Source organism: Streptomyces sp. NPDC005263 (assembly GCF_042872365.1).
Taxonomy (GTDB): domain Bacteria; phylum Actinomycetota; class Actinomycetes; order Streptomycetales; family Streptomycetaceae; genus Streptomyces.
This window is the reverse complement of sequence record NZ_JBIAKJ010000006.1, coordinates 412,697-436,808: the sequence shown is the minus strand read 5'-3', so window position 1 is coordinate 436,808 and position 24,112 is coordinate 412,697. Positions and strand designations below refer to the sequence as shown.

Sequence of the window (24,112 nt, the reverse complement as noted above, 5' to 3'; positions counted from 1 at the left end):
CTCAGTGCGAGCGGCCGATCACTTGACTACCGGCGGTCACACACGATTGGCTCCAAGCCAATGAAGTTTCAACCGGTCAGGGCGCCTTGTGCGCTTCGACCGTACTTTTGTGTTCCTCTTGCTCGGCCGCACAGCGAGGTGCCTGCTCCATGAACACTCCTCCCCCACCTCAGGCCTCCCCCAGATCCGTCCGCACCGCCGTGCTGGCCGCCGCTCTCTGCCTGCTCCTGGCCGGCTGCTCCGGATCCGGCGGCTCCGGGCTCGACGCGAACGCGGACGGGGCGGAGAGCGGCGGGACGAAGGTCGTCCTGATCACCCACGGCGGCCACGGGGACTCGTTCTGGGACCTGGTGCAGCGGGGCGCCCAGGCCGCGGCCGCCAAGGACGGCGTCGACCTGACGTACGTGAGCGACCCCGATCCGGTCAAGCAGGCGCAGTTGGTGCGGGACGCGGTCGACGACAGAGTCGACGGCATCGCGGTGACCCTCGCCAAGCCGCAGGCGATGAAGGGCCCGGTCGCCGAGGCGAAGGCGGCCGGTATCCCCGTGGTCGGTCTGAACTCGGGTATCGACGCCTGGCGTTCGCAGGGACTGCTGGAGTTCTTCGGCCAGGACGAGAGCCTCGCGGGCCGGGGCGTCGGCGAAAAACTGAACGCCCTCAAGGCCAAGCACGCGCTGTGCGTCATCCACGAGCGGGGCAACGTCGCCCTGGAGGCGCGCTGCGCCGGCGTGAAGAAGACGTTCTCCGGCCGGACCGAGATGCTCTACGTCGAGGGCACCGACCTGGACGCGGTGGACGCCGCCGTCACGGCCCAACTGCGGCAGGACCCCTCCATCGACGAAGTCGTCACGCTGGGCGCCCCGTTCGCGCTGACCGCGGTCAAGGCGGTGAAGGCGTCGGGCAGCAGGGCCAAGGTCGCCACCTTCGACCTGGACAAGAACCTGATCAAGGCCGTGCGCGACGGGGACGTACAGTTCGCGGTGGACCAACAGCCGTATCTGCAGGGCTATCTCGCCGTGGACGCGCTGTGGCTGTACCGGACCAACGGCAACGTCAGCGGCGGCGGGGTGGCTCCCGTGCTCACCGGGCGCGCGTTCGTCACCAGGGCGAACGTCGCCTCGATCGCCCGCTTCGCCGCCTCCGGAACCCGCTGACGGTCCAACCCCCCGCCCGCTCCCCCTTCCGCTCTCCTCCCCGCTGATCGCTCAAGGAAGACCATGTCTGGACGGACAGGTTCTCGTCGCCGCCTCGGCTCCATACGTCTGTCGCTCATCCTCCTGGCACTGGTTCCGAGCGTCACCCTCGCCGCCCTGTGGGGTGTGACGACGACACAGATGTTCTCGGAGGGCCTGCGGCTGCGCTCGCAGACGGAACTGAGCCGCTCGACGGGCGCCATGGGTACCGAGGCCACGTTGGCGCTGCAGCGGGAACGCGGCCTGTCGGCCGCCTGGCTGGCCCGGCAGCCCGGCTCCCGGGCCGCTCTGGACCAGGCGCGCCGGGAGACGGACAAGGCGGTCACGAAACTCGTCGGCCGGTCCGACGCCATCCGCGAGGCCCCCGACCGGATCGCGGACCGCCTCTACTCGGTCGTCGGGTCCGTCGGCAGCCTGGAGTACTACCGGGGCCAGGTGGACGACCCCACCGACATCACCGCCGAGCAGGCCCTGGGCCAGTACACCTCGATCATCGACGACCAGATCCACGCCTTCCAGGAGCTCTCCCAGGTCGACGACGGCGACCTCACCTCGCAGGCCGGTCCGCTGGTCGCGCTGGAGCACGGCGCGGAGCTGGTCTCCCAGGAGGACGCGCAGCTCACCCTCGCCTGGCCGTCCGGGTATCTCGACGAGAAGGCGTGGACCACGTTCGGCCAGATGGTCAGCACCCGCCGCTGGATCGTCCAGGACCAGATCGTGCCCTCGCTGCGTGGCACCGCGAAGACGCAGACCGAGCGCATCCTGCAGAGCCCGCAGTGGCAGACCCTGCAGTCGATCGAGGACCAGGTGATGCGGGCCCGGGCGTCCGACGGCCAACGCCGGGTCGCGCTGCCCGACCTGCGCGAGCAGTGGACCGCGGCGCTGCGGAAGGTCTCCGACCAGTACGGCGACCTGATCCGGCAGCAGACCGCCGCGCTGCTCGCAAAGAGCGCCGACAAAGCCGACGGGCTGCTCGTGACCGCCGCGTCGCTGAGCGCCGGCGGACTGGTCGCGCTGCTGCTGTGCGCGGCCATGTCCTGGCGGATCACCCGCTCCCTGTCCCTGCGGCTGCGGGGCCTGAGGGAGGCCACCCTCGGTCTGGCCGAGGAGCGGCTGCCCGACGTGGTCCGGCGGCTGGAGCGGGGCGAGACGGTCGACGTGGACCTGGCGGCGCCCCCGCTCGACTACGGCTCGGACGAACTCGGCCAGGTGGCACAGGCGTTCAACACCGCCCAGCGCACCGCCGTGGTGACCACCGTGGAACTCGCCGACACCCGGCGCGGTTTCCAGAAGGTGATCCTCGGCATCGCCCGGCAGAGCCAGAACCTGGTCAACCTCCAGCTCAGCCAGCTCGACGCGCTGGAGCGCGAGCACCAGGACCCCGACGTGCTCAAGGGCCTGTACGAACTGGACTCCACGGCGAGCCAGTTGCGCCGCTACGAGGAGAACCTCGTCATCATCAGCGGCGAGCAGCCGCGACGCAGCTGGACCGAACCGGTCGCGCTGATCGACATCCTGCGCAGCGCGGTCGGCGAGGTCGCCCAGTACCAGCGGGTGGAGGTGGACACCGAGGAGGAGGTGTGCCTGGCTCCGCCCGCGGTGGCGGACGTGATCCATCTGCTGGCCGAACTCATCGACAACGCCACCGCGTACTCCCCCGCGCCGAGCCCGGTCGGGGTGCGGGCCGCGATGGTGGCCAAGGGGCTGGCCGTCGAGGTGGAGGACCGGGGTCTTGGCATGTCGGAGGAGGACTACGCCTCCCTCAACGCCCAGTTGGCCGATCCGCCGCAGTTCGACGTGGTGGCACTCGCGGACGACCTGCGGCTCGGCATGTTCGTGATCTCCCGGCTCGCCAGACGGCACGGCATCGCCGTCACCCTGCGTCCCTCTCCGTACGGCGGCACCACGGCGATCGTGCTGGTCCCGCACGACATCGTGGTCCCGGAGGCCGCCGACGACGACGCTCCCGACGTACCGGACACCGCGCCGGCCCACGGGACGGCGGAGGCCGGGAACCCGCCGGGGACGGCGGACGCGCGGGCCGGGACGGACCCGGAGACCGCGCATGTCCCCTCACCCGCGAGCGCCCCGGGGACCGACCAGGATCCGGTGCCGCTCCGTGGCGCCGCCCGGCCCCTCCTCGCCGCGCGGACGGCCCCCGCCCCCGCCACCGCCGCCGCTCCCGTCCCCCGCGCCGACGGGCTCACCCCGCTGCCGCGCCGCGTACCGCAGACCAGCCTGGTCGCCGAACTCCGGGAGGAGGCCACCCCGCAGGACGCGGCGGACGCCGCCGACGCCGATGAGTTCACCGCGGAGCACGCCGCCTCCTCACTCGGCGGCTTCCAGGCCGGCACCCTGCGGGCCCGGGAGGAGCAGGAGCCGGGAGAGGACAAGGACCGTCCGGGCGAGGGCGAGGACATGTACCGCCCGGGGGACGACACGGACCGCCCGGGAGCGGACGAGGACCCTCCGCTCCAGGACGATCGCGAACCGGTCCAGGACAGCGACGTGCCCGCCCAGGACGCGCCCGCCCAGGTACCGGACCGCGACGCCCCCGCCCCGGCCCAGGACGCCCCCGCACCGCCCAACCGGAAGGACTCACCCCCCACGAGCACCCTCGCCGCGCACGTGCCCTCCGCGGACGCCGCCGACAGCCCGACCTCTCCGACCTCCCCGACCGAACGCTGACGAAGGACACCGTCATGACACGCCCCACCCCCGCCACGGACACCCAGCTGGACCAGTTGCTCACCGGTCTCGTGGACCGGGTCGCCGACGTGAACCACGCCGTGGTGCTCTCCGAGGACGGACTGGTCGTCAGCAGGTCCACCGGGTTCGTGCGCGACGACGCCGAGCGGCTCGCCGCGACCGCCTCCGGTCTGATGAGCCTCAGCAAGGGCGTCAGCCTGGACTTCCGCGGCGGTCCGGTGCGCCAGGCGCTCATCGAGATGGCCAACAGCTTCCTGATCCTGACCTCCGCGGGACCCGGCGCCCACCTGGTCGTGCTGACCGGGCCGGGCGCGGACGTCGGCGTGGTGGCGTACCAGATGAACATGCTGGTGAAGAAGATCGGCGAGCACCTCAGCGCGGCGCCGCGGGCCCATGTGGGCCCCGCGGACGCCGCCGGCGAGTGACGGGCGACGAGTGACGAGTGAGGTGAGCGGAAGCGACGCGGCGGGCCGGCTGGTACGGCCCTTCGCCCTGATCGGCGGCCGCACCCGGCCCAGCCGCGCCGACTTCACCCTCATCACGACGGTGACCGCGGTGGTCCCGCCCCCGGACCGGGCGCCCAGGCCGCAGCCCGAACAGACCCGGATCCTGCGCCGGTGCGTGCGGCCGGTGGCCGTGGCGGAGCTGGCGGCCCTGCTTGACCTGCCGGTGAGCGTGATCGTCATCATGCTCTGCGATCTGCTGGAGGCCGGCCTGATCACCGCCCACCCGCCGCATCCCGTCTCGCCCCGCACGCCCCACCTGGACCTGCTGCAGAAAGTGAGGGACGGCCTTGGCCGGCTCTGACGCCGCCACCCCCGCGGCACCCGACACCGTCAAGATCCTGATCGCCGGGGGCTTCGGCGTCGGCAAGACCACCATGGTGGGGTCGGTCAGCGAGATCGCGCCGCTGCGCACCGAGGAGTCGCTGACCTCCGCGGGCCTGGGCATCGACGACCTCCACGGCATCGAGGAGAAACGTGCCACCACGGTGGCCCTGGACTTCGGCCGGATCACCATCAGCGACGAACTGGTGCTCTATCTCTTCGGTACGCCCGGGCAACAGCGGTTCTGGTTCATGTGGAACGACCTGGCCGTGGGCGCGCTGGGCGCGGTGGTGCTCATCGACGTCCGCAGACCGGAGTCGAGTTTCGCCGCGGTCGACTTCTTCGAGCGACGGGGCATCCCGTTCGTCGTCGGCGTCAACGGCTTCCACGGCCTCCATCCGTACCCGGCCGAGGACATCCGGGAGTCGCTGGCGCTGCCCGACCACGTGCCGGTGCTGCTGTGCGACGCGCGTGAGCGCGCCTCCGCGCGGGACGTGCTGATAGCCCTGATGGACCGGGTGATCGCCGAGGCGAACTAACTTCGGGCGACCGGGCAGCTCACTCGTCCGGTCCGCCGAGCGGCTCGTCGCTGGGTGCGATCAGCCGGGCGGAGAGGTCCGGGTCGGGCATCTCAGGGTCGAAGGGGAACAGCGGCCGGCGGACGCGGTGGTGGCCGAGGCGGGTCAGGTCCTGGTCGACGCCGCCCGGGGTGAGCGCCATCTTCCAGTCGGCGGCCATGCCGAACAGCTCGGGCTCCAGATAGCCGATCTTGACGAGCACGACGTCGGCCGCCCTGGGGTCCAACTCCAGGTCGGTGAAGTCGTGTTCGTGGTGGTACGGCTTGCGCAGCCCGGTGAGGATCACGTGCACGCTGCCCACCCGCAGCACGACCTCGGTCCCCGCGTCCCGGTCGCCCTGCCGTACCGCGTGGACCACGCCGGTCAGGGTGAGCGGGCCCGCGTGCCGGTCGTCGACCTCGGCGCCCGCGGTGACGGTGACGCTCGCGCCGACTCCGGCTCGCGCGGCGGTCTCGACGGCGGCCGGTCCGGGCAGCGAGGCGTAGATGACGACGGGGCCGGACGGGTCCTTGAACTCCGGGCGGTCCAGGACCTGTCGAAGGCCCCAGGTGACGTCACCGGCGCCGCCCGCGGTCGGGTTGTCGCCGGTGTCGCTGATGAAGTACGGGCGGGCGGGGGAAGCCAGCGCCGCGTCGAGGCACTCGTCCAGGGTGCCGGTGGGGGCGACGAACGCGAAGTCGTGCCGTGCCGCCCAGAAGCCGTGCGCGAGCCGCTCGGCACCGGCGGTGACGGCGGCCGTCGACGGGCCGGTGACGACCACCGCGGCCCGGTTGCGGGGTTCGTCCGCCCAGGCGTAGCCGACCCAGATCGCCGCGTCCGTCACTCCCTCGGCCGCCGCCACCTCCTCGACGGCCGCGTACACGCCGCGGGCGGGTTCGATCCGGGTGGAGGTCTGCTCGCCGGCCAGCAGCACCGGCACCGGCACCCACGCCTTGGCCGGTCGGGGCGCCCCGCTCGCCAGCAGCTCCACCAGGTTGCGGGCGGCCCGCTCCTTGGTCTCCATGGCGTCCTCGTGCGGGGCCATGCGGTAGCAGGTGATCAGGTCGCTGCGGTGGACGAGTTCACGGGAGACGTTGCCGTGCAGGTCCATGGAGGTCGACACGAGGACGTCGGGGCCGACCACCTCGCGGACGCGGTGCAGGAGTTCGGCCTCGGCGTCGTCCAGCCCCTCGACGGTCATGGCGCCGTGGATGTCGTACCAGAGGCCGTCGAGGGGGCCCGACCGCCGTAGCCGGTCGAGGAGTTCGGCGGTCAGTTCGGCGTACGCGGACGCCGTCACCGTGCCGCCGGGCAGGGCCTTTCCGACGAGGGCACCGCGCCAGTCGGCGGCCTTCCGCAGGGGCTGCCCGGGGGCGAGGAAGGGGTAGCGGGTGAGGACGTCCGCACCGCGCAGTGGGTGGAAGGCGGGGGCCTCGGTCCGGGCCGGGGAGAAGGTCGAGGACTCGATGCCGAGTCCGGCGATCGCTATGACGGGCAGGGACATGGTTCCTCCGGGGGCTCGGGACGGTCCGGGGACGGGACGCGGGCTGTCAGGACGGGACGGCGGTGCTCAGGACTGGTGGCCGGTGACCGCGTGCAGCGCCTGCGCCAGCGCCCGCTGCAGCGCGAACTGGCCCGCGCCGACCAGACCCGCGTCGGCGCCCAGGCCGGCCCGTTCGATGACCAGGTGCTCGGTGACCAGCGGATGGCAGCCCTCGTACAGCTGGCTGCGGACGGCGGCGACGAACGGCTCCAGGGTGGAGAGGATGCCGCCGAGGTACACCGCGTCGGGGTTGAAGAAGTTGACGTTCGCGGCGAGCACCCGGCCGAGGTAGCGGCCGGCTTCTCGGACCGCGCGGGTCGCCTCGGGGTCGGCGTCGGTGGCGAGCCGTACGACGTCCTCGGTCGACGCCACGTCACGGCCGCGTTCCCGCAGGATGCGGACCAGGGCGGCCCCGGAGGCGACAGTCTCCAGGCAGCCGGTGTTGCCACAGGAGCAGGGCGTGTCCTGGGCGGCCTCGACGCGGACGTGGGTGATCTCGCCGGCGGCACCCGTGCCGCCCCGGTAGAGCCGCCCGTTCGCGATCACGCCCGCGCCGATGCCGGAGCCGGCCTTCACCATGATCGACTGGCGGTGTTCCACGGGCCGCACACTGTGCTCACCGACGGCCATGCAGTTGGCGTCGTTCTCGATGGCCACCGGGACCCCGAACCGCTCCTCCAGCCAGTCCCGCACCGGGAACCTGTTCCAGCCGGGCATCCGGGCGGGCAGGGTCACCAGGCCCGGCTCGACGTCGACCGGCCCGGGCAGGCAGAGGCCCACGCCCCGCAGCAGGTCACGTCCGTGCCGGTCGGCGAGGCTCTCGAGGGTCTCGGCCAGTCCGGGCAGCGCCGCCTCGGGTCCGTCCGCGGTCGGGAACGGCACGGTGGACACGTCGGTGAGTCCGCCGCCGGGGTGGACGACTCCCACGTGGGCGTGCTTTCCGCCGAGGTCGGCCGCCACGGCGTACCCGTCGCTGCCGCCGAGCCGCAGCACCTTGCGCGGGCGCCCGCCGGTGGACGACAGCGTGCCCTCCTCGGTGACCAGACCGTGCGTGAGCAGTTGGCCCACCGCGAACGAGACCGTCGACGGGGCGGCGCCGAGCAGGCCGGCCAGCTCCGTGCGGGTCGTCGCCTGCCCGGACGCGAGGAGTTCCAGGACGCCCTCGGTCAGCGAGGAGAACCCGGAGCCGTGCTTCCGGCGGGTCTGGCTCGTGGGCTCCGGACGCTTCGCCCGAGGGCTGCTCGGCTGAGGGATCCTCGGCTGCCGACCGATCGGCTGCCGACCGATCGGCTGCGGACTGTTCGGCTGCGGACTTTTTTCAGGCATGAAGGAAGTAACTTCCGTCGTCGGCGGTCGAGGCCCTGAGCGTAGGCCAGTCAGAGCCTTTCGCGGCTTTTTCCAGAACGGCAGAAACAGACTTTTTACCGTGGAGCGTCTGTTTCTTCGCATCAACGAGGCGTTCACTGGCTCCGCCCCGCTTCTGTTTGCCTGAGGAGAGCCATGTCCCCTGCCCGCACGAGACTCCTCGCCGGTGCCGCCCTCGGCGCGGGCACGCTGCTGCTCGCCGCGTGTTCCGGGTCGAGCGGCACGTCATCGGCGTCGCACGACACCATCAACTACGCGCTGCCCGCGAACTTCACGCCGAACTGGATCCTGCCGATCGGCACCGCGGCCCACCTGAACACCAACAACATCTCCATCGCGAACACCCTGTGGGAGCCGCTCGTCGCCTACGACGGCTCGACCGGGAAGATCGCCTGGAACAAGGCCGGTTCGGTGGCCACGGCCGCCGACTTCGCGTCCGACGGAAAAAGCGTGACGATCACCTTGGGCGGCCGCCACTGGAGCGACGGGAAGCCCGTCACCGCACGAGACGCCGAGTTCTGGTTCAACCTCATCAAGGCGAACAAAGCCCAGTGGGCGGGCTACAACCCCGGCAAGGCGCCCGACAACTGGACGTCCTTCAAGACCGTCGACGCCCGCCACTTCACCATCACCTTCGACCGCGCCTACAACTCCCAGTGGATGCTCGCCAACGAGCTGAACAGCATCACCCCGCTCCCCCAGCACGCCTGGGACAAGACGGACGCCTCGGCGAAGGTGTCCGACGCCGACCGCACGGCGGCGGGCGCCAAGCAGGTGTGGACGTACCTCAACTCCGCGGCGAAGAACATCTCCGGCTACGCCTCCGACCCGCTGTGGAAGACCATCAGCGGCCCCTACGCCGTCAAGTCCTTCTCGACCGCCGGCAAGGTCGTCCTCACCGCGAACAAGAAGTACGACGGTGGCGAGAAGCCGGGCATCCCGACCGTGAACCTGCTGCCCTTCACCACGGCGGACGCCGAGAAGAACGCGCTGCGCTCCGGCAGCGTCGACTACGGCTACATCGAGGCCACCGACCTCGACCAGAAGGGCAGCTTCACCTCGCAGGGCTACACCGTGAAGCCGTGGTCGGGCTGGGCGATCACCTACATGCCGTACAACTTCAACAACCCGGCGATGGGCCCGGTGTTCAAGCAGCTCTACGCCCGGCAGGCGGTCCAGCGGTCGATCGACCAGACTACCTTGGCGAAAGTCGTCCTCAACGGGACGGCGGTGCCCGGGTACGGTCCGATTCCGCAGGGCCAGGCGTCGGACTTCGTGTCCCCCGTGCAGAAGAGCAACCCGTACCCGTTCTCCACGTCGGCCGCACGCGCGCTGCTGACCGGCCACGGCTGGAGCGAGCAGGGCGGGGTGATGACCTGCACGAGTCCCGGCAGCGGCGCGGCACAGTGCGGTGCCGGGGTCGCCAAGGGCACGAAGTTCGCGATGCAGGTGCTGTCGCAGTCCGGGTCGACCGTCACGGACAACATGATGAGCGCCATCCAGTCCTCGTTCGCGAAGACCGGGATCAAGTTCTCCATCAAGACCGCGCCGGTGAACTCGGTGCTCTCCCAGACCCCGCAGTGCACGTCCGGCCAGTCGATCTGCAAGTGGCAGCTGTCGTTCTTCGGTACGGCGGGCAGCTGGTACTTCAACGCCTTCCCGACCGGCGACTCGCTGTTCCAGTCCAAGGGCGGCTCGAACTTCGGCAACTACTCCAACCCGGCGGTGGACAAGCTCATCTCCGCGTCCACGACGTCGAGTTCGAACCAGGCGATCCAGCAGTACAGCGCGGCCCTCGCCAAGGACCTGCCGGTGATCTGGCTGCCGGAGCCCGTCTACCAGGTGTCGGTCATACGCAACGGCCTCGGCGGTTTCTCCCAGGACTCGCTCGCCAACTTCCACCCCGCGCAGTGGAAGTGGACCAGCTGAGGCATGGACACCCTCGCGTACCTCACCCGGCGGGTCCTCCAGGCCCTGGCGGTGATCCTGATCGTCACGGTCGTGGTCTTCTGCCTGCTGCACGCGCTGCCCGGGGGTCCCGCGCGCGGGATCCTCGGCCCGCAGGCGACGGCCGGGCAGATCGCCTCGTTCAACCACGAGCAGGGCCTGGACCGCCCGCTGCCCGTCCAGTACCTCTACTACCTGAACACGCTCGTGCACGGTGACCTCGGCACCTCGTACACGCTCAACGAGGCCGTCTCCCGGCTCATCGAGCAACGGCTGCCGAAAACCCTGGTGCTGACGGTGCTGTCCGCGCTGGTCGGTCTGGTGCTGGCGATCCCGCTCGGCATGTGGCAGGCGGTGCGCCGCAACAAGCCGGCCGACTACGTCATCACCACGCTGAGCTTCGTCGCGTACTCCACGCCCGTGTACTTCCTGGGGCTGATCCTGGTGCTGCTGTTCACCCAGACCCTGCGCTGGTTCCCGTCCCAGGCGCCTCAGGGGGACACCCTGGCGCAGGTGTTCGCGGATCCCGCGGCGCTGGTGCTGCCGGTGGTCACGGGGGCCGCGTCCATGATCGCCGTGTTCAGCCGGTACATGCGGGCGGCGACCCTGGAGAACCTCTCCGAGGACTACGTCCGCACCGCGCGGGCCGGTGGCGCACGGTCGGCGGCGATCCTGTGGCGGCACGTGTTCCGCAACTCCCTCACCCCCGTGATCGCGATGCTCGGGTACTACGTGCCCGTGCTGTTCGGCGGCGCGCTCGTGGTCGAGCAGCTCTTCAACTACCCGGGCATGGGGCTGCTGTTCTGGTCCGCCGCGCAGTCCTCCGACTATCCGGTCCTGCTGGGCTGCGTCCTCGTCATCTCCGTCGCGACGGTCGTGGGCACCCTGCTCGCGGACGTCGTCCAGCGGATCGTCGATCCCCGAGTGAAGGCGGGCCGCGCGTGACTGCCGTACTCCAGACCGCATCCGTCGAGCCGGTCGCCGGACACCGCCTGTCCCTGCGCCGGTTCGGCCGCAACAGGCTGGCCGTCGCCGGGCTCGCGGTGGTCGTCCTGTTCCTGTTGTTCTGCTTCGTCGGTCCGCTGCTGTACTCCACCGACCAGACCCACACCGACCTCACGCAGGTCAACCTGGCGCCCGGCGGGGCGCACTGGCTGGGCACCGACGCCGTCGGGCACGACGAGCTCGGGCGGCTCATGTACGGCGGGAAGGTGTCACTGCTGGTCGGGCTCGCCGCCGGGCTGCTGGCCACCGTGATCGGCACCCTGTGGGGCGCGGTGGCGGGGTACGCGGGCGGCTGGGTGGACGCGGTGATGATGCGGGTGGTGGACGCCGGGATCGCGATCCCGGCGCTGTTCATCCTGCTGGTCGTCTCCGCGATCACCACGCCGGGTGTGCCCGGCCTGATCGTGATCCTCGGTCTGGTGTCGTGGCTGGTCCCGTCCCGGCTGGTGCGGGCGGAGACGCTGACGCTCAAGAACCGTGACTACGTGCTGACGCTGCGCGCGACCGGCGGCACCCACGGCCGGGCGATCCTGCGGCACATCCTGCCGAACTCCGTGTCGACCATCGTCGTCGCGGCCACCTTCCAGGTCGCCGACGCGATCCTGCTGGTCGCGTACGTGTCGTATCTGGGCCTCGGCGTCCAACCGCCGTCGACCGACTGGGGCGGCATGCTGTCGGCCGGTCTGACGGCGGCGTACTCGGGGCGCTGGTGGCTGATCGTGCCGCCGGGCCTCGCGATCATCCTCGTCGTGTGCGCGTTCAACGCGATCGGCGACGGGTTGCGCGACGCCTTCGACGTGAGGGGACGGGGATGAACAAGGTGAGCACGGACATCCTGCGGATCGAGGACCTCGGGGTCACGTTCACGACGGACACGGGCGACGTGCCCGCGGTACGCGGTGTGTCGCTGCACGTCCGGCCCGGTGAGACATTGGCGCTGGTCGGCGAGTCCGGGTCCGGGAAGTCGACGGTGGCGTTCGCCGCGATGGGGCTGCTGCCGGGCAACGCGCGGGCGTCGGGGCGGGTGGGCGTCGACGGTACGCAGATCGTCGGCGCCGGTGAGGCGGAGCTCGCCCGGCTGCGCGGCCGTACCGCGTCGATGGTCTTCCAGGAGCCGGCCACCGCGCTGGATCCGCTGACCCGGGTCGGCCGGCAGATAGCGGAGGTGGTCCGCAATCACCGGCCCGTGTCGCGGGCGGAGGCCGCCCGGGCCGCGGTGGAGCTCCTGCGCAGGGTCGGCATCCCCGATCCGGAGCGGCGGGCGTCGGCGTTCCCGTTCCAGCTGTCGGGCGGTCAGCGGCAGCGGGTGGTCATCGCCATGGCGATCGCCAACTCGCCCGCCCTGCTGGTCGCGGACGAGCCGACCACCGCGCTCGACGTCACCGTGCAGGCCGAGATCCTCGATCTGCTCAGGGGGCTCGCGGCCGACTCGGACACCGGCGTGCTGCTGGTCACGCACAACATGGGCGTGGTCGCCGACTTCGCTGACCGGGTGGCCGTGATGCTGCGGGGCGAGGTGGTGGAGACCGGTCCGGTGGAGGAGGTGCTGTTGCGGCCCCAGCACGAGTACACCCAGCGGCTGCTGGCCGCGGTACCGCGGCTGAGGGTGAGCGGAGCGGGCGCGCCTGCGGCGGGCGGGTTCGGGCGGGCGTCTGCGGGGGAGCCGGGGGTAGCGGGGGCTCCGGCGGGCCCGACGGACCCGGGGTCCCCGAAGGCTCCGGGGACCCCGGCCAACCCGGCGGACCCGAAGGCTCCGGTGGATCCGGCGGCTCCGGTGGATCCGGTGGATCCGGCGGATCCGGCGGCCCCCGTGGTCGAACTGCGGGACGTGACCGTGGACTTCGGGCGGGGGCGTGGTGCCGTGCGGGCTCTCGACGGGGTGTCGTTGGTGGTCGGGCCCGGTGAGACCGTGGGGCTGGTGGGTGAGTCCGGTTCGGGCAAGTCGACGGCGGCGCGGGTGGCGCTCGGCCTGGTCGCGCCGGCCGCCGGTTCGGTGTCGCTGTTCGGCGGCGACCTGGGGAGGGCCCGGGGACGGGCGCGCCGGGCCCTGCTGTCCGGCGTGGGGGTGGTGCTCCAGGATCCGGTGGCCTCGCTGGACGCCCGGATGAGCGTGGCGGAGTGTGTGGCCGAGCCGCTGCGTACGCACCGGCGGGGCATGCCGGCAGCCGAGCGGCGGGAGCGGGTCGCGGAGGCACTCGAACTCGTGCGACTGTCACGGGAGTTGGCGGGTCGAGGCCCACGCGAACTGTCCGGCGGTCAGCGGCAGCGGGTGAGTCTCGCGCGGGCGTTGGTGCTGCGGCCGCGGCTGCTGGTCGCGGACGAGCCGACGAGCGCGCTGGACGTGAGTGTGCAGCGGACGGTCCTGGAGGTGATCGCCGAGTTGCAGCGTGAGCTCGGGTTCGCCTGTCTGTTCGTGTCGCACGACCTGGCCGTGGTGCAGGAGTTCGCCCGGCGGGTCGTCGTCATGCGGGCGGGGCGGGTGGAGGAGGAGGGGCCAACCCTGTCCACCCTGTCGCGTCCCGAGACCGAGTACACGCGTCGGCTCATCGCCGCCGTACCGGTGCCGGATCCGGTCGTCCAACGGCGTCGGCGGGCGGCGCGACGGACGGGGGCCACCGCGTGACGCACACGATCGCCGGAGTGGACATCGGCGGTACGACAACCCGCGTGGTGCTGTGCTCTCAGGACCTGGCCGTCCTCGACCGGGTGGAGGTGGCGACCCCGGCGGCCGGGGGCGGCACGGCGATGGTCGGGGCCGCGCTGGACGCCGTAGGACTGCTGCTCGGCCGGACGGGCACGCGGCTGCTCGGGGTCGGGGTGGGCGCGGCCGGGGTGGTGGACGCGCGGGCCGGCCGGATCCTCGTGGCCAGCGACTCCTTCCGGGGCTGGGCCGGGTTCGAGGTGACGGCGGCGGTCGAGGAGGCGTTGGGGGTGCCCGCGTTCCTCGACAACGACGTCAACGCGTTCCTGCGCGGCGAGACCGCGGCCGGCGCGGTGGCCGGCGAGCCGGATGTGCTCGGGATGACGCTGGGCACGGGCGTGGGCGGGGCGCTGTGGTTGGACGGGGCGCTGTACGACGGACCGCACGGCGCGGCGGGTGAGATCGGGCATGTGCCGGGCTTCGGGGACCTGCCGTGCACCTGCGGCGGCCGAGGGCATCTGGAGACGCTGGCGTCGGGGCGGGCGATCACCGCGCGCTACGGGGAGCGCACCGGGCGGACCCGCGGCGCGCGCGAGGTGGCCGAGGCGGCGGGGAACGGCGATCCGGACGCGCTCGCCGTGTACGAGACGGCGGGTGCCGCGGTGGCCCGGGCCATGCTGGTCACCGCGGGTCTGCTCGACGTCACGACCTTCGTGGTCGGCGGGGGCGTCAGCCGGGCCTGGACGCTCGTCGAACCGTCGATCGGGCGGGCCCTGACCGCGGAGCCCCCGGTCAGCGGGCGCCCGGTGCGGGTGCTGCCCGCGCTGCTGGAGGGTGACGCGGTGGCGGTCGGGGCGGCGGCGCGGGCGCGGGCCGAACTCGGTTCGGACCCGGGATCGTTAACAGCGAGGTAGCGGGGATCCGTCAAGGCCGCCCGAAACATTGACGTGTTCTCCGCCGGCTCCTGCCTTCTGGCCGCTACACCGAACCTGATTCGGTACAGCGGCCAGAAGGCCTGCTCCGCTCCGGAAGGCCCCGCAGCCGTCCCGGAGGCGGGCGTCAGCTCAGGCCGGCCGACTTCAGCCAGGCCTGGGCGACGTCGAGCGGGTCCTTGTTCTCCAGCTGCACCTGGGAGTCCATCTCCAGCAGCGACTTCGTGTCCAGCTTGGCCGAGACCGCGTTGAGTGCGGCCACTCCGTCCTGGGAGAGCCCGGACTTGTAGACCAGCGGGGTCACGTTCGCGAATCCGAAGAGGTTCTTCGGGTCCTGAAGGACGACGAACTTCTCCTTGACGATGGTCGGGTCCGTGGTGAAGATGTCCGCGGCCTGCACGGTGTTCTTGGTCAGCGCCGCCTGGGTCAGCGGGCCGCCGGCGTCCAGCGCCTTGAAGGACTTGAACTTCAGGCCGTACACGGACTGCAGGCCCAGCAGACCCTGCTGCCGGGTCTGGAACTCCGGCGAACCGCCGATGGCCAGCTGGGGCGCTATGTCCTTGAGGTCGGCGAGCGTGGACTGCGAGGTCAGGCTGTACTTCTTCGCGGTCTCCGCGTTGATGCTGACGGAGTCCTTGTCCTCGGCGGGCGCCGAGTTCAGCAGCGTCAGCTTCGAGTCGAGCTTGGACTTGGCGGTGGCGTTCACGGCCTCGGCCGTCTTCTGCTCCGCCTTCGGGTCGAGATAGGCAAGCAGCGAGCCGTTGTACTCCGGCAGGACCGTGATGGAGCCGTTCTTCAGCAGGCCGTACGTGGTCTCCCGGCTGCCGATGTTCGGCTTGTAGGAGACCTTGACCCCCTTGGCCTTCAGGGCCTCGCCGTAGATGTCGGCGATCAGGATGGACTCGGCGAAGTTGTTGGAACCGACGACGACCGTGCCGTCGTCCGCGGTCTTCTCGGCCAGGGGGTCGGAGGTGTCGTCCGAGGAGGAACAGCCCGCCAGCAGGGCGGTGGCGGCGGCGAGTGCCAGGGCGGCCAGGCCGGGACGGCTCCGGAGGGACCTGCTGTGTGCGGCGGTAGAAGTCACGATTTCCGTTCCGGACTCTGGGGGTTGCTCGGAAGCTCTTGCGCTGATCCAATCCAGCCGGTTCTTGGTCAGTCAAGACCAGGCTTATTAACAATTGGCTTCATTGGCCGCACGAGACTGGAGGCGACTCGAACACAACGGCCACCAAATCCGCCAGACCATGGATGAGTCGTGATGGATTCTTGACGTACGGGCGCGCGATCCGGCCCCCGAAGAGGCTGTAGTCTCGCGGACGTTGTCGCCGGTCACAGTGGCGTGCGGGGCCGTATCGGTGGTGTCCTGCCACATCGTCCCGTATCGATCCGTTTTTTATCGATCCCTCCCGTATCGATCAGAAACGGTCACGTGCAGTTCTGCGCGCGCCGTAAGACACCCACGAAGGAGGCCTGGTGTCCACGAGCGAGGTGGGCTCGGCTGCCCAGCCGGGAACACCGTCGGCCCCGGGTGACGCGTCCGGCGTACGGGGTGCCCGGCGGCTACGGGGTTTCGCCGACCGCTGGCCGTTCAGACGCAAGCTCAACGTCCTGGTGGGTGTCCCGCTGGCCGTGGTGGCCGTGCTGCTCTCCTATCTCATCGTCGAGCAGCTGAGCCAGGCCTGGGACGCGGACTCCGCCGCCCAACTGGTGCGGGACAGCTCCGAGGTCGCCGAACTGGTGGACCGGGTGGAGAGCGAGCATCAGCAGGCCATCCTGCTGTCCGTGCGGCACGAGGCCGCGCCCTCGGGTGCCCGTCCCTCCTCCTCCGACTACCGCAAGGCGCAGGCCGCGGTCGACGCCCAGGTCAAGGAGGTGCGCGACACCTTCGGCGACCGGCTGCCGGACACCGAGGCGCAGGCGCTGCGGGAGATCAACGGCCTCAGCAGTCTGCGCGAGACCATCGAGCAGGGCTATCTGCCCGCCGACAACATCGACCCGGCCTACACCAACGCCTCCAAGGGGCTGATCGACGGTCTCGGCCTGGACCACAACGAGGCTCTCGCCGGCACCTTCACCGGCAACCTGCTGGACTCCCTGCTGCGCGCCGACGCCGCCCACAGCGCCTTCGAGACGGCCGTGTTCTCCGCGCGCACCGGTGACAGCAACGCCCTGATCGAGTTCATCGGCGCGGTCGGCTTCGAGAACGAGTACTCCCACCAGGCCGACCGCTTCGCCCGGTTCGCGACCGAGGCCCAGGCGGACGAGCTGGGCGGAATCGAGCACAACAGCTCGCAGGCGACCATCGGCCGGCACTACGCCGAGCTGCAGATCGACCCCGGCAACCTGCAAGCGGGAACGCCCAAGGAGATCCGCGAGGCCTTCACCGAGACCCTCGGCTCCTACCCCGCCTACCGGCTGCAGTCCGAGGCCCGTCTGCAGATCACCGCCTCCCTCATCGGCCAGATCGCCGACCGGGCCGACCACGCGTCGAGCGAGGCCACCTGGCGCGCGGCCCTGCTGCTGGGCCTCGCGCTGTTCGGCTTCGCGGCGTGGATCACCTTCGCGGTCCTCGTACGGCGTTCCGTGGTGCGCCCGGTGCAGGCGCTCACCGGCGCCGCGCGGCAGGTCGCCGACGTCGCCGGACGCGAGCTGGCACGGGTGGCCGACGACGACGCCGAGGACGACGCGCCGCCCCGGCTGCGGCAGGTGCCGGTCACCGCGAAGGACGAGATCGGCGACCTCGCCGAGGCCTTCAACCATGTGCAGACCACCGCGTCCGCGCTGCTGGAACGCCAGGTGCTCAGCCGCCGCAACGTCGCCGAGATGTTCGGCAACGTCGGCCGCCGGGTCAGCAACCTGACCACCCGGCAGCTGGCGCTGATCGACGCGGTGGAGCGCGGCGAGACGGACCCGGCGCTGCTGGAGCGGCTCTACAGCATCGACCACATCGCGGTCCGGCTGCGTCGCAACGCGGACAGCCTGATGCTGCTCGCCGGCATCCGCGAGACGGTCCTGGACTCCGGGCCGCTCGCGCTCACCAACGTGGTCCGGGCCGCCCTCGGCCAGATCGAGGGCTTCCAGCGGGTCCATCTGCTCGCCGGGACCGAGGTCATGGTGGAGCCCGACATCATCGGCGACCTCACGCTGATGGTGGCGGAACTGGTGGAGAACGCCGTCTCGTTCTCGCCCGCGGGCAGCCCCGTGGAGGTGACCGTCCGCAACAGCGCCGACGGCGCGCTGGTGGTGATCGCGGACCACGGTCTCGGCATGAGCGCGGAGCGGATCGCCGAGGAGAACGCCCGCCTGATCCGCCGCGAACGCCTCGACGTGGTCCCGACGAAGGTGCTCGGCCTGTTCGTGGTGGGCGCGCTGGCCCGCCGCTGGGAGGTCGACGTGGCGCTGTCCCGTACCCCGGGAGGCGGCGTCACCGCGGAGGTGACCATCCCCTCGTCCCTGCTGCTGACGATGAGCCCGATGGTCGTGGCGGGTTCCTCGGGCGGTCCGGCGAGGAGCGTGGGGGCCGGTGCGGGTGTGGCTACCGGGCCCGCCGCCGGTTCCGCTGCGGCCCCGGGTTCCGCTTCGGCCTCGGACGGCCGCCCGGGCGTCGCCGGTTCACGGGCGACCGTCTCCGACCCGCGGTCGATGTCCCCGGCGGGCACGGCAGCCATCCCGGCCCGAAGAACCGCTCCGGCCGACGAGCCCGCCCCGCTCCCCCGCCGGGTGCCCAAGCGCACCACGGCCGCGAACGGCACGCCGGCCTCCCCCACCGGGGAGATCGCGTCGGCCTCCCGGACTGCGGACAGCACCCCGGCCACCGCCCCGCACACCGGCTCGACGCCGCCCGGTCCGCCCGCCACGACGGTCGGTCCCGCCCCGGACGACACCACCCCGGCCGCCCCCGGCGCCTCCACCGCCCACCCCGACCCCGCCCGTTGGACCGCCCCCGCCTCCGACAGCGCCCCAGCGCCCCACATCCCCGGGGCCCGGGACAGTGAGCCGGTGTCGTCCGTATCTGCCCGCGGGGACGGGGCCGAGCCCGCGGCTCAGGCCGGTGACGGCGCCCGCCCGCTGCGCCGACGCGTCCGCGGAGCCACGCTGCGTACGACCTTCGGCGCCGACCCCGACCAGCAGACCGCCCGCCGGTCCGCACCCCGCCCCGCCGACGCGGACGCCGTACGGGACGCGCTCGACGAGTTCGAGGCGGCCGTCGCCCGCGCCAACCGCGACAGCGAGGACGAGGTCGGCAGGCATCGCCGGCCGGCCGGTCCCACCTCGCCCCACCGCACCACGGATGACACCCGCGCGCCCCTCTCGACCCCCGCACCCAACCCACCGCACCAGCACCACAACCAGCACCACCACTCCCCGGAAGGAGCGGAGCAGTGAGCACGTCGACAGGTGACACGCCTACGGGAGGCACCACGCCGGCCGATCTGCAGGCCGCCGCAGCCGATTTCACCTGGCTGTTGAATCGGTTCGCCACCGAGACGGCAGGCGTCGTCGACGCCATCGCCGTCTCCTCCGACGGCCTGCTCATCGCCGTCTCCGAGTTGCGTGAGCACGCCGACTCCGAGCGCCTCGCCGCGATCGTCTCCGGCATCACCAGCCTGGCCGCCGGGGCCTCCGGCAACTACGGACTGGGCGGCCTCAACAAGGTCATCATCGACCTGGAGGGCGGTCATGTCCTGGTCTCCGCGATCGGCAGCGGCGCCGTCCTCGGCGTGGTCACCGACAAGGAGGCCAAGCTCGGCAACATCGCCTACGAGATGACGCTGTTCGCCAACCGTGCCGGTGCCGCGCTCAGTCCGCAGCTCGTGCTCGAACTGAAGAACAGCGTCGGCACCGCGTCGAAGCGCTGACCGGGCGCCGCCCGGCCGAGGAGAAAGACACAGCCCATGGCGGACGGCCGCACGCACCGCGGTGCCGACGAGGACGGCGGCGCGCCCCCCGGTCCGGGGGCGGTCGGTCCCGTTGCCGCCGTACGGCCGTTCCTGGTCACCGCCGGCCGGGTGGCCCCCAGCGCCAACGGCCGGACGATGCCCGTCGAGACCCAGGTGGTGGCCACCACCGAGGGACTCGACATCCTCGACCAGCTCTCCTTCGAACAGCACGACATCATCGCCGCCTGCCGCCGGCCGCAGTCCATCGCGGAGATCGCGGCCAGGCTGCGGCTGCACCTCAACGTGGTCCGCATCCTCGCCGAGGACCTGCGCGCGGCGGGGCAGTTGACGGTGCACGTGCCCGACTCCGGCGTCATCCACGACGCTTCCGTCCTGCGAAGGGTTATCGATGGCCTGCGTGCCATCCCCGACTCCCGAGGGGTTCTCCGTGACACCGACTGAACCCGCCACCCGCCCGGCGGCCGCGCAGGCCTCCGTGAGGCCACCGCTGCCGGTCAAGATGGTGATCGCGGGCGGCTTCGGCGTGGGCAAGACCACCGCCGTGGGCTCGATCTCCGAGATCGAGCCGCTGACCACCGAGGCCGCGATCACCGAGGTGGCGGCCGGCGTGGACGACCTCAGCCACACCCCGCGCAAGACGACGACCACGGTCGCCATGGACTTCGGCTGCATCACCATCGACCCGACCCTGAAGCTGTACCTGTTCGGCACTCCCGGCCAGGAGCGGTTCGGCTTCATGTGGGACGACATCGTCGAGGGCGCGGTCGGCGGTCTCGTCATCGTGGACACCCGCCGCCTCGACGACTGCTACGCGGCCGTCGACTACTTCGAGCACCAGCAGATCCCGTTCGCGGTGGCCGTCAACGCCTTCGACGGGCAGGTCCAGCACACCCTGGAGGAGGTCCGCTGGGCGCTCGACGTCAACGAGCGGGTCCCGTTGGTGGTGTTCGACGCCCGCGAGCGCGGCTCGGTGCGCGACGCGCTGCTCGTCGTACTGGAACAGGCACTGGCCCGCACCGAGGGCTGACCCGGCGGTGGTGCGAGCGGGCCCGGGCGACGATCTCGTCACCCGGGCCCGTCGGCGTACGACGTCCCTCAGCCGCTGCGGCGCACCCCCGGCGACACGGCGAGCCGGTGCACCGCCCAGAACAGTCCCAGCGTCACCAGCGCCATCACGGCGACCAGGGTGGCACCGCCGACGACCTTCTCGTAGTTGCGCTGGTAGAGGCCGTCGACGATGTACCGGCCGAGGCCACCGAGCGAGACGTACGCGGCGATGGTGGCCGTGGAGACGATCTGGATGGCCGCCGAGCGCAGGCCGCTGAGGATCAGGGGGAGCGCCACCGGCAGCTCCACCTGGAACAGGATGCGGGACTCCTGCATGCCCATCCCGCGGGCCGCGTCCACCGGGGACGGGTCGACGGAGCGCACCGCCTCGTAGGTGGTGACCAGGATCGGCGGGATGGCGAGGACGACCAGCGGGATCATCACCGGCAGCAGTCCGAGGCCGAGGACGACGAACATCAGGACCAGCAGACCGAAGCTGGGCAGGGCGCGGGCGGCGGTGGCGATGAACGCGAGCGCGTTGCCGCCCCGGCCGGTGTGCCCGGTCAGCAGACCGACGGGGAGGCCGATCGCGGCGGCGATGGCGAGCGCCAGGAGCGAGTACCCGACGTGCTCGCCCAGCCGGGTGGGGATGCCGTCGTAGCCGTGCCAGCGGGCGCTGTCGCTGAAGAACGCGTTGATGAAGTTCAGTACGTTCACTTGACCGCGTCCTCCAGAGCGAGCGTGGCCGGTTCGGGCCGGGCCGCGGCCGCCTTCGGTTTCCTGCGGGCGGCCTTGGGCATCCAGGGCGTGAGCAGCACCCTCAGCCCCACCAGCAGGGCGTCCAGGACGATCGCCAGGACGGCCGTGGTGACCACGGAGTTCACGGCCAGTTCGGGGCGGTGGTAGAACATCGCGTCGGCGAGCAGGTTGCCGAGCGCGCCCTGGTTGCCGATCAGGGTGCCGACGCTCACCAGCGACACGCTCGACACAACCGCGATCCGCAGACCCGCGATGATGGCGGGCACCGCGATCGGCAACTGCACCTGCACGTACCGGCGTACCGGCCCGAAGCCCATGGCGGTCGCGGCGGCCATCGTCTCCTGCGGCACCGACCGCACACCGTCGACGATCGCCGGGACCAGCACCACCAGGCTGTAGACGGACAGCGGGATCATCACGGTGAGTTCGGTCTGGCCGGTGTAGTCGATGAGGACGACGAAGAAGGCCAGCGAGGGGATGGCGTACAGCACGGTCGTGACCCACAGCACCGGCGGGTACAGCCAGCGGAAGCGGATGCACAGCTGGGCCAGTGGCAGCGCCAGCACCAGGCCGAACAGGACCGGCAGCAGGGCCTCGCGCAGATGCAGGCCGATGAGGCCGAGCCAGCTGTGCTGGAGGTCGCTGGGGATGTCGAAGAAGCCGCTCATGGGGCGACCTTGGTGACCGGGGCGGCCGGGGTGTCCTGGTCGGTGGCGCGGCCCTCGGCGTGGGCGCCGCGTATCGCCTCGCCGATGGTCTGCTGGGAGACCACTCCGGCGGCCCGGCCCTCGGCGTCCACGGCGACCGCCCAGCCGGTGGGCGAGAGCACCGCGCAGTCCAGCGCGGCCCGCAGCGACTCGGTTCCGGCGACGAACGGCCGTCCGTACGGCAGGAGTTGCTCCGGCCTGATCTCCCCGGCCCGCAGCTCGCCCGGCTCGCCCCAGCCGAGGGGCTTGCCGTCCAGGTCCGTCACGAGGAGGTAGGGGGCGTCGGCGGTGTCGCGGCCGGTGAGCTGTTCGGCGGTGGAGTCGATCGCGACGATCGGCCCGGTCAGCAGTTCCAGTCCGGTGGACGGGAAGAAGGACAGCCGCCGGATGCCGCGGTCCGCGCCGAGGAAGTCCTCGACGAAGTCGTCCGCGGGGTGCGACAGCAGCTCGGCGGGCGGCGCGAACTGGGCGAGCTTGCCGCCGGTGCGCATCACGGCGACCATCGTGCCGATCTTGACGGCCTCGTCGATGTCATGGGTGACGAAGACGATCGTCTTGCCCAACTCGTCCTGGATGCGCAGGAGTTCGTCCTGGAGTCCCTTGCGGACCACCGGGTCGACGGCGGAGAACGGCTCGTCCATGAGCAGCACCGGCGGGTCGGCGGCGAGCGCCCGGGCCACCCCGACGCGCTGCTGCTGTCCGCCCGACAGCTGGTACGGGTAGCGCTGGGCGAGTGAGGCGTCGAGGCCCACCCGCTCCATCAGCTCCCGGGCCCGCGACCGCGCCTTGTCCTTGCCCCAGCCGAGCATGCGGGGCACGGTGGCGATGTTGTCGACGATCGTGCGGTGCTGGAAGAGACCGGCGTTCTGGATGACGTACCCCATGGACCGCCGCAGCGTGTTCACGGGCTGCCGCGTGATGTCCTCGCCGTCGAGGAGGATGGTGCCCTCGCTCGGTTCGACCATCCGATTGATCATGCGCAGGGTGGTGGTCTTCCCGCAGCCGGACGGCCCGACCAGGACGGTGATCGAGCGGTCGGGTATCTCCAACGAGAGCCGGTCGACCGCCACCGTGCCGTCCGGGTACCGCTTGGTGACTGAATCTATCCGTATCAAAGCGCCGAATACCCTTCGGGTCTGGCAGAAGTTGCCCACTTTTGGCCAGGTGCGGTCCGTTGGGGGGAGAGTGTAGACGGCTCGTGTTGCGGGCATCCGCACGGCTTCGGGGTGGACGCCCGAGGTCACGCCGTCGGCCGCTCCCCCGCCGTCGGGAACCCCGGGGTCCGCAGCACCCCGCGGTGCGCGGTCACCGCGAACACCTCGCAGCCGGGGAGTCCGGCCGCCCACTCGACGCCCTCGGCGCCCATCGCGAAGGCCGCCGTGGCGACCGAGTCCGCCTCGGTGAGCGTCGGGGCGACGACCGTCAGGCTGAGCAGCCCGGTGGCCGGGCGGCCGGTGCGGCCGTCGATGATGTGGTCGCCCCGCTCGTAGCGGGCGGAGGTGGCGACCGCCGCGTCGGTGAGCTCCAGGACGGCGCACACCTGGTCGGCGTGTTCGGGGTGCCGTACGCCGACCCGCCAGGGGCCGCCGGCGGCGACCACGTCACCGCCGGCGTTGAGGCAGAAGCGCCGCGCGCCGGCCGCCCTGAGCAGCTCCGCCGCCCGCTGCACCGACCAGCCCTTGACCACCGCGCAGGGGTCGAGACCCCGGCCGGGCAGCCGCACGTCGAAGGCGCCCCCGGTGGCGGCCCGGTAGTGCTCGCACAGGCCGAGGACCTCGGCGAGGTCCGGGCTCACGGCATCCGCCGACAGCTCCCCCCGGTCCAGCCGGTACACCTCGCTGTCGGGCTTGAACGGGCTGAACCGCACGTCGGCCTCGTTCAGCCACGCGAAGACCGCGTCCGCCGCCGACTCGGGGACGTCCTCGTCGTCGATCCGCAGCGAGACGGGGAAGCCCATGACGTGTTCGACGCGGTGCACG

21 protein-coding genes are annotated in these 24,112 nt (G+C 71.7%); 14 read left to right on the top strand and 7 right to left on the bottom strand.

The window, feature by feature from the left end:
• Positions 1-149: 149 nt before the first annotated feature.
• The 5 genes from ACFYRY_RS27885 (at position 150) to ACFYRY_RS27865 (ending at position 5,268) form a co-directional block, all read left to right on the top strand.
• Positions 150-1,154 (top strand): sugar ABC transporter substrate-binding protein, encoded by a 1,005-nt coding sequence (locus ACFYRY_RS27885; RefSeq protein ID WP_389151227.1) that lies wholly within the window; start codon positions 150-152, stop codon positions 1,152-1,154.
• Between the two features lie 63 nt (positions 1,155-1,217).
• Positions 1,218-3,881: a nitrate- and nitrite sensing domain-containing protein gene (locus tag ACFYRY_RS27880; RefSeq protein WP_389151225.1), complete on the top strand. Its 2,664-nt coding sequence runs from the start codon at positions 1,218-1,220 to the stop codon at positions 3,879-3,881.
• Positions 3,882-3,895: 14 nt separating this feature from the next.
• Positions 3,896-4,327: a roadblock/LC7 domain-containing protein gene (locus ACFYRY_RS27875; protein WP_389151222.1), complete on the top strand. Its 432-nt coding sequence runs from the start codon at positions 3,896-3,898 to the stop codon at positions 4,325-4,327.
• Between the two features lie 22 nt (positions 4,328-4,349).
• Complete coding sequence (locus ACFYRY_RS27870) at positions 4,350-4,709, top strand: DUF742 domain-containing protein (RefSeq protein WP_389151219.1); 360 nt, start codon at positions 4,350-4,352, stop codon at positions 4,707-4,709.
• Entirely contained in the window at positions 4,696-5,268 is a 573-nt protein-coding gene (locus ACFYRY_RS27865) for an ATP/GTP-binding protein (protein WP_389151217.1), read from the top strand. The genes ACFYRY_RS27870 and ACFYRY_RS27865 overlap by 14 nt, the downstream gene beginning before the upstream one ends.
• A gap of 19 nt (positions 5,269-5,287) precedes the next feature.
• Here the strand turns inward: ACFYRY_RS27865 and ACFYRY_RS27860 are convergent, their stop codons facing one another.
• Together ACFYRY_RS27860 and ACFYRY_RS27855 are read right to left on the bottom strand one after the other, a co-directional pair.
• On the bottom strand, positions 5,288-6,790 hold the full coding sequence (locus ACFYRY_RS27860) for a M81 family metallopeptidase (protein WP_389151214.1): 1,503 nt from the start codon (positions 6,788-6,790) through the stop codon (positions 5,288-5,290).
• A gap of 66 nt (positions 6,791-6,856) precedes the next feature.
• Positions 6,857-8,155 carry an ROK family protein gene (locus tag ACFYRY_RS27855; protein ID WP_389151212.1) on the bottom strand — a complete coding sequence of 433 codons (1,299 nt, stop codon included), beginning with the start codon at positions 8,153-8,155 and terminating at the stop codon, positions 6,857-6,859.
• 174 nt (positions 8,156-8,329) lie between these two features.
• Between ACFYRY_RS27855 and ACFYRY_RS27850 the strand changes: the two genes are divergently transcribed.
• From ACFYRY_RS27850 to ACFYRY_RS27830, 5 genes are read left to right on the top strand one after another with little or no spacing between them, the layout of a single operon-like run.
• A complete protein-coding gene (locus ACFYRY_RS27850; protein WP_389151210.1) occupies positions 8,330-10,123 on the top strand; it encodes a peptide ABC transporter substrate-binding protein in 1,794 nt (597 codons plus the stop codon).
• Between the two features lie 3 nt (positions 10,124-10,126).
• On the top strand, positions 10,127-11,086 hold the full coding sequence (locus tag ACFYRY_RS27845) for an ABC transporter permease (protein WP_389151207.1): 960 nt from the start codon (positions 10,127-10,129) through the stop codon (positions 11,084-11,086).
• The gene (locus ACFYRY_RS27840) at positions 11,083-11,961 is read left to right on the top strand and encodes an ABC transporter permease (RefSeq protein WP_389151204.1); all 879 of its coding nucleotides are present in this window, start codon (positions 11,083-11,085) and stop codon (positions 11,959-11,961) included. Before ACFYRY_RS27845 ends, ACFYRY_RS27840 begins: the two co-directional genes overlap by 4 nt.
• Positions 11,958-13,769, top strand: coding sequence for a dipeptide ABC transporter ATP-binding protein (locus tag ACFYRY_RS27835; protein WP_389151202.1), 1,812 nt, complete (start codon positions 11,958-11,960; stop codon positions 13,767-13,769). Before ACFYRY_RS27840 ends, ACFYRY_RS27835 begins: the two co-directional genes overlap by 4 nt.
• Complete coding sequence (locus ACFYRY_RS27830) at positions 13,766-14,701, top strand: ROK family protein (protein WP_389151199.1); 936 nt, start codon at positions 13,766-13,768, stop codon at positions 14,699-14,701. Before ACFYRY_RS27835 ends, ACFYRY_RS27830 begins: the two co-directional genes overlap by 4 nt.
• A 145-nt stretch (positions 14,702-14,846) precedes the next feature.
• On the opposite strand, the gene ACFYRY_RS27825 is transcribed toward ACFYRY_RS27830, so the two are convergent.
• Entirely contained in the window at positions 14,847-15,803 is a 957-nt protein-coding gene (locus tag ACFYRY_RS27825) for an ABC transporter substrate-binding protein (RefSeq protein ID WP_389151196.1), read from the bottom strand.
• Between the two features lie 389 nt (positions 15,804-16,192).
• Here ACFYRY_RS27825 and ACFYRY_RS27820 point away from each other — a divergent pair, with 389 nt between their 5' ends.
• Genes ACFYRY_RS27820 through ACFYRY_RS27805 form a run of 4 tightly spaced genes read left to right on the top strand, consistent with a single transcriptional unit; the run spans position 16,193 to position 20,647 of the window.
• On the top strand, positions 16,193-19,105 hold the full coding sequence (locus ACFYRY_RS27820) for an ATP-binding protein (protein ID WP_389151193.1): 2,913 nt from the start codon (positions 16,193-16,195) through the stop codon (positions 19,103-19,105).
• Positions 19,102-19,578: a roadblock/LC7 domain-containing protein gene (locus ACFYRY_RS27815; protein WP_356763176.1), complete on the top strand. Its 477-nt coding sequence runs from the start codon at positions 19,102-19,104 to the stop codon at positions 19,576-19,578. Before ACFYRY_RS27820 ends, ACFYRY_RS27815 begins: the two co-directional genes overlap by 4 nt.
• A gap of 36 nt (positions 19,579-19,614) precedes the next feature.
• On the top strand, positions 19,615-20,061 hold the full coding sequence (locus ACFYRY_RS27810; RefSeq protein WP_389151189.1) for a DUF742 domain-containing protein: 447 nt from the start codon (positions 19,615-19,617) through the stop codon (positions 20,059-20,061).
• Positions 20,048-20,647 (top strand): ATP/GTP-binding protein, encoded by a 600-nt coding sequence (locus ACFYRY_RS27805; RefSeq protein WP_389151186.1) that lies wholly within the window; start codon positions 20,048-20,050, stop codon positions 20,645-20,647. Before ACFYRY_RS27810 ends, ACFYRY_RS27805 begins: the two co-directional genes overlap by 14 nt.
• A 68-nt stretch (positions 20,648-20,715) precedes the next feature.
• Here ACFYRY_RS27805 and ACFYRY_RS27800 read toward each other — a convergent pair whose 3' ends face one another.
• From ACFYRY_RS27800 to ACFYRY_RS27785, 4 genes are all read right to left on the bottom strand, one after another.
• Positions 20,716-21,384 (bottom strand): ABC transporter permease, encoded by a 669-nt coding sequence (locus ACFYRY_RS27800; protein ID WP_389151183.1) that lies wholly within the window; start codon positions 21,382-21,384, stop codon positions 20,716-20,718.
• Positions 21,381-22,094 (bottom strand): ABC transporter permease, encoded by a 714-nt coding sequence (locus tag ACFYRY_RS27795; protein WP_389151181.1) that lies wholly within the window; start codon positions 22,092-22,094, stop codon positions 21,381-21,383. Before ACFYRY_RS27795 ends, ACFYRY_RS27800 begins: the two co-directional genes overlap by 4 nt.
• The gene (locus ACFYRY_RS27790; RefSeq protein WP_389151178.1) at positions 22,091-23,248 is read right to left on the bottom strand and encodes an ABC transporter ATP-binding protein; all 1,158 of its coding nucleotides are present in this window, start codon (positions 23,246-23,248) and stop codon (positions 22,091-22,093) included. Before ACFYRY_RS27790 ends, ACFYRY_RS27795 begins: the two co-directional genes overlap by 4 nt.
• Before the next feature lie 125 nt (positions 23,249-23,373).
• On the bottom strand, positions 23,374-24,111 hold the full coding sequence (locus ACFYRY_RS27785) for an FAD:protein FMN transferase (RefSeq protein ID WP_389151175.1): 738 nt from the start codon (positions 24,109-24,111) through the stop codon (positions 23,374-23,376).
• Position 24,112: the final 1 nt, after the last annotated feature.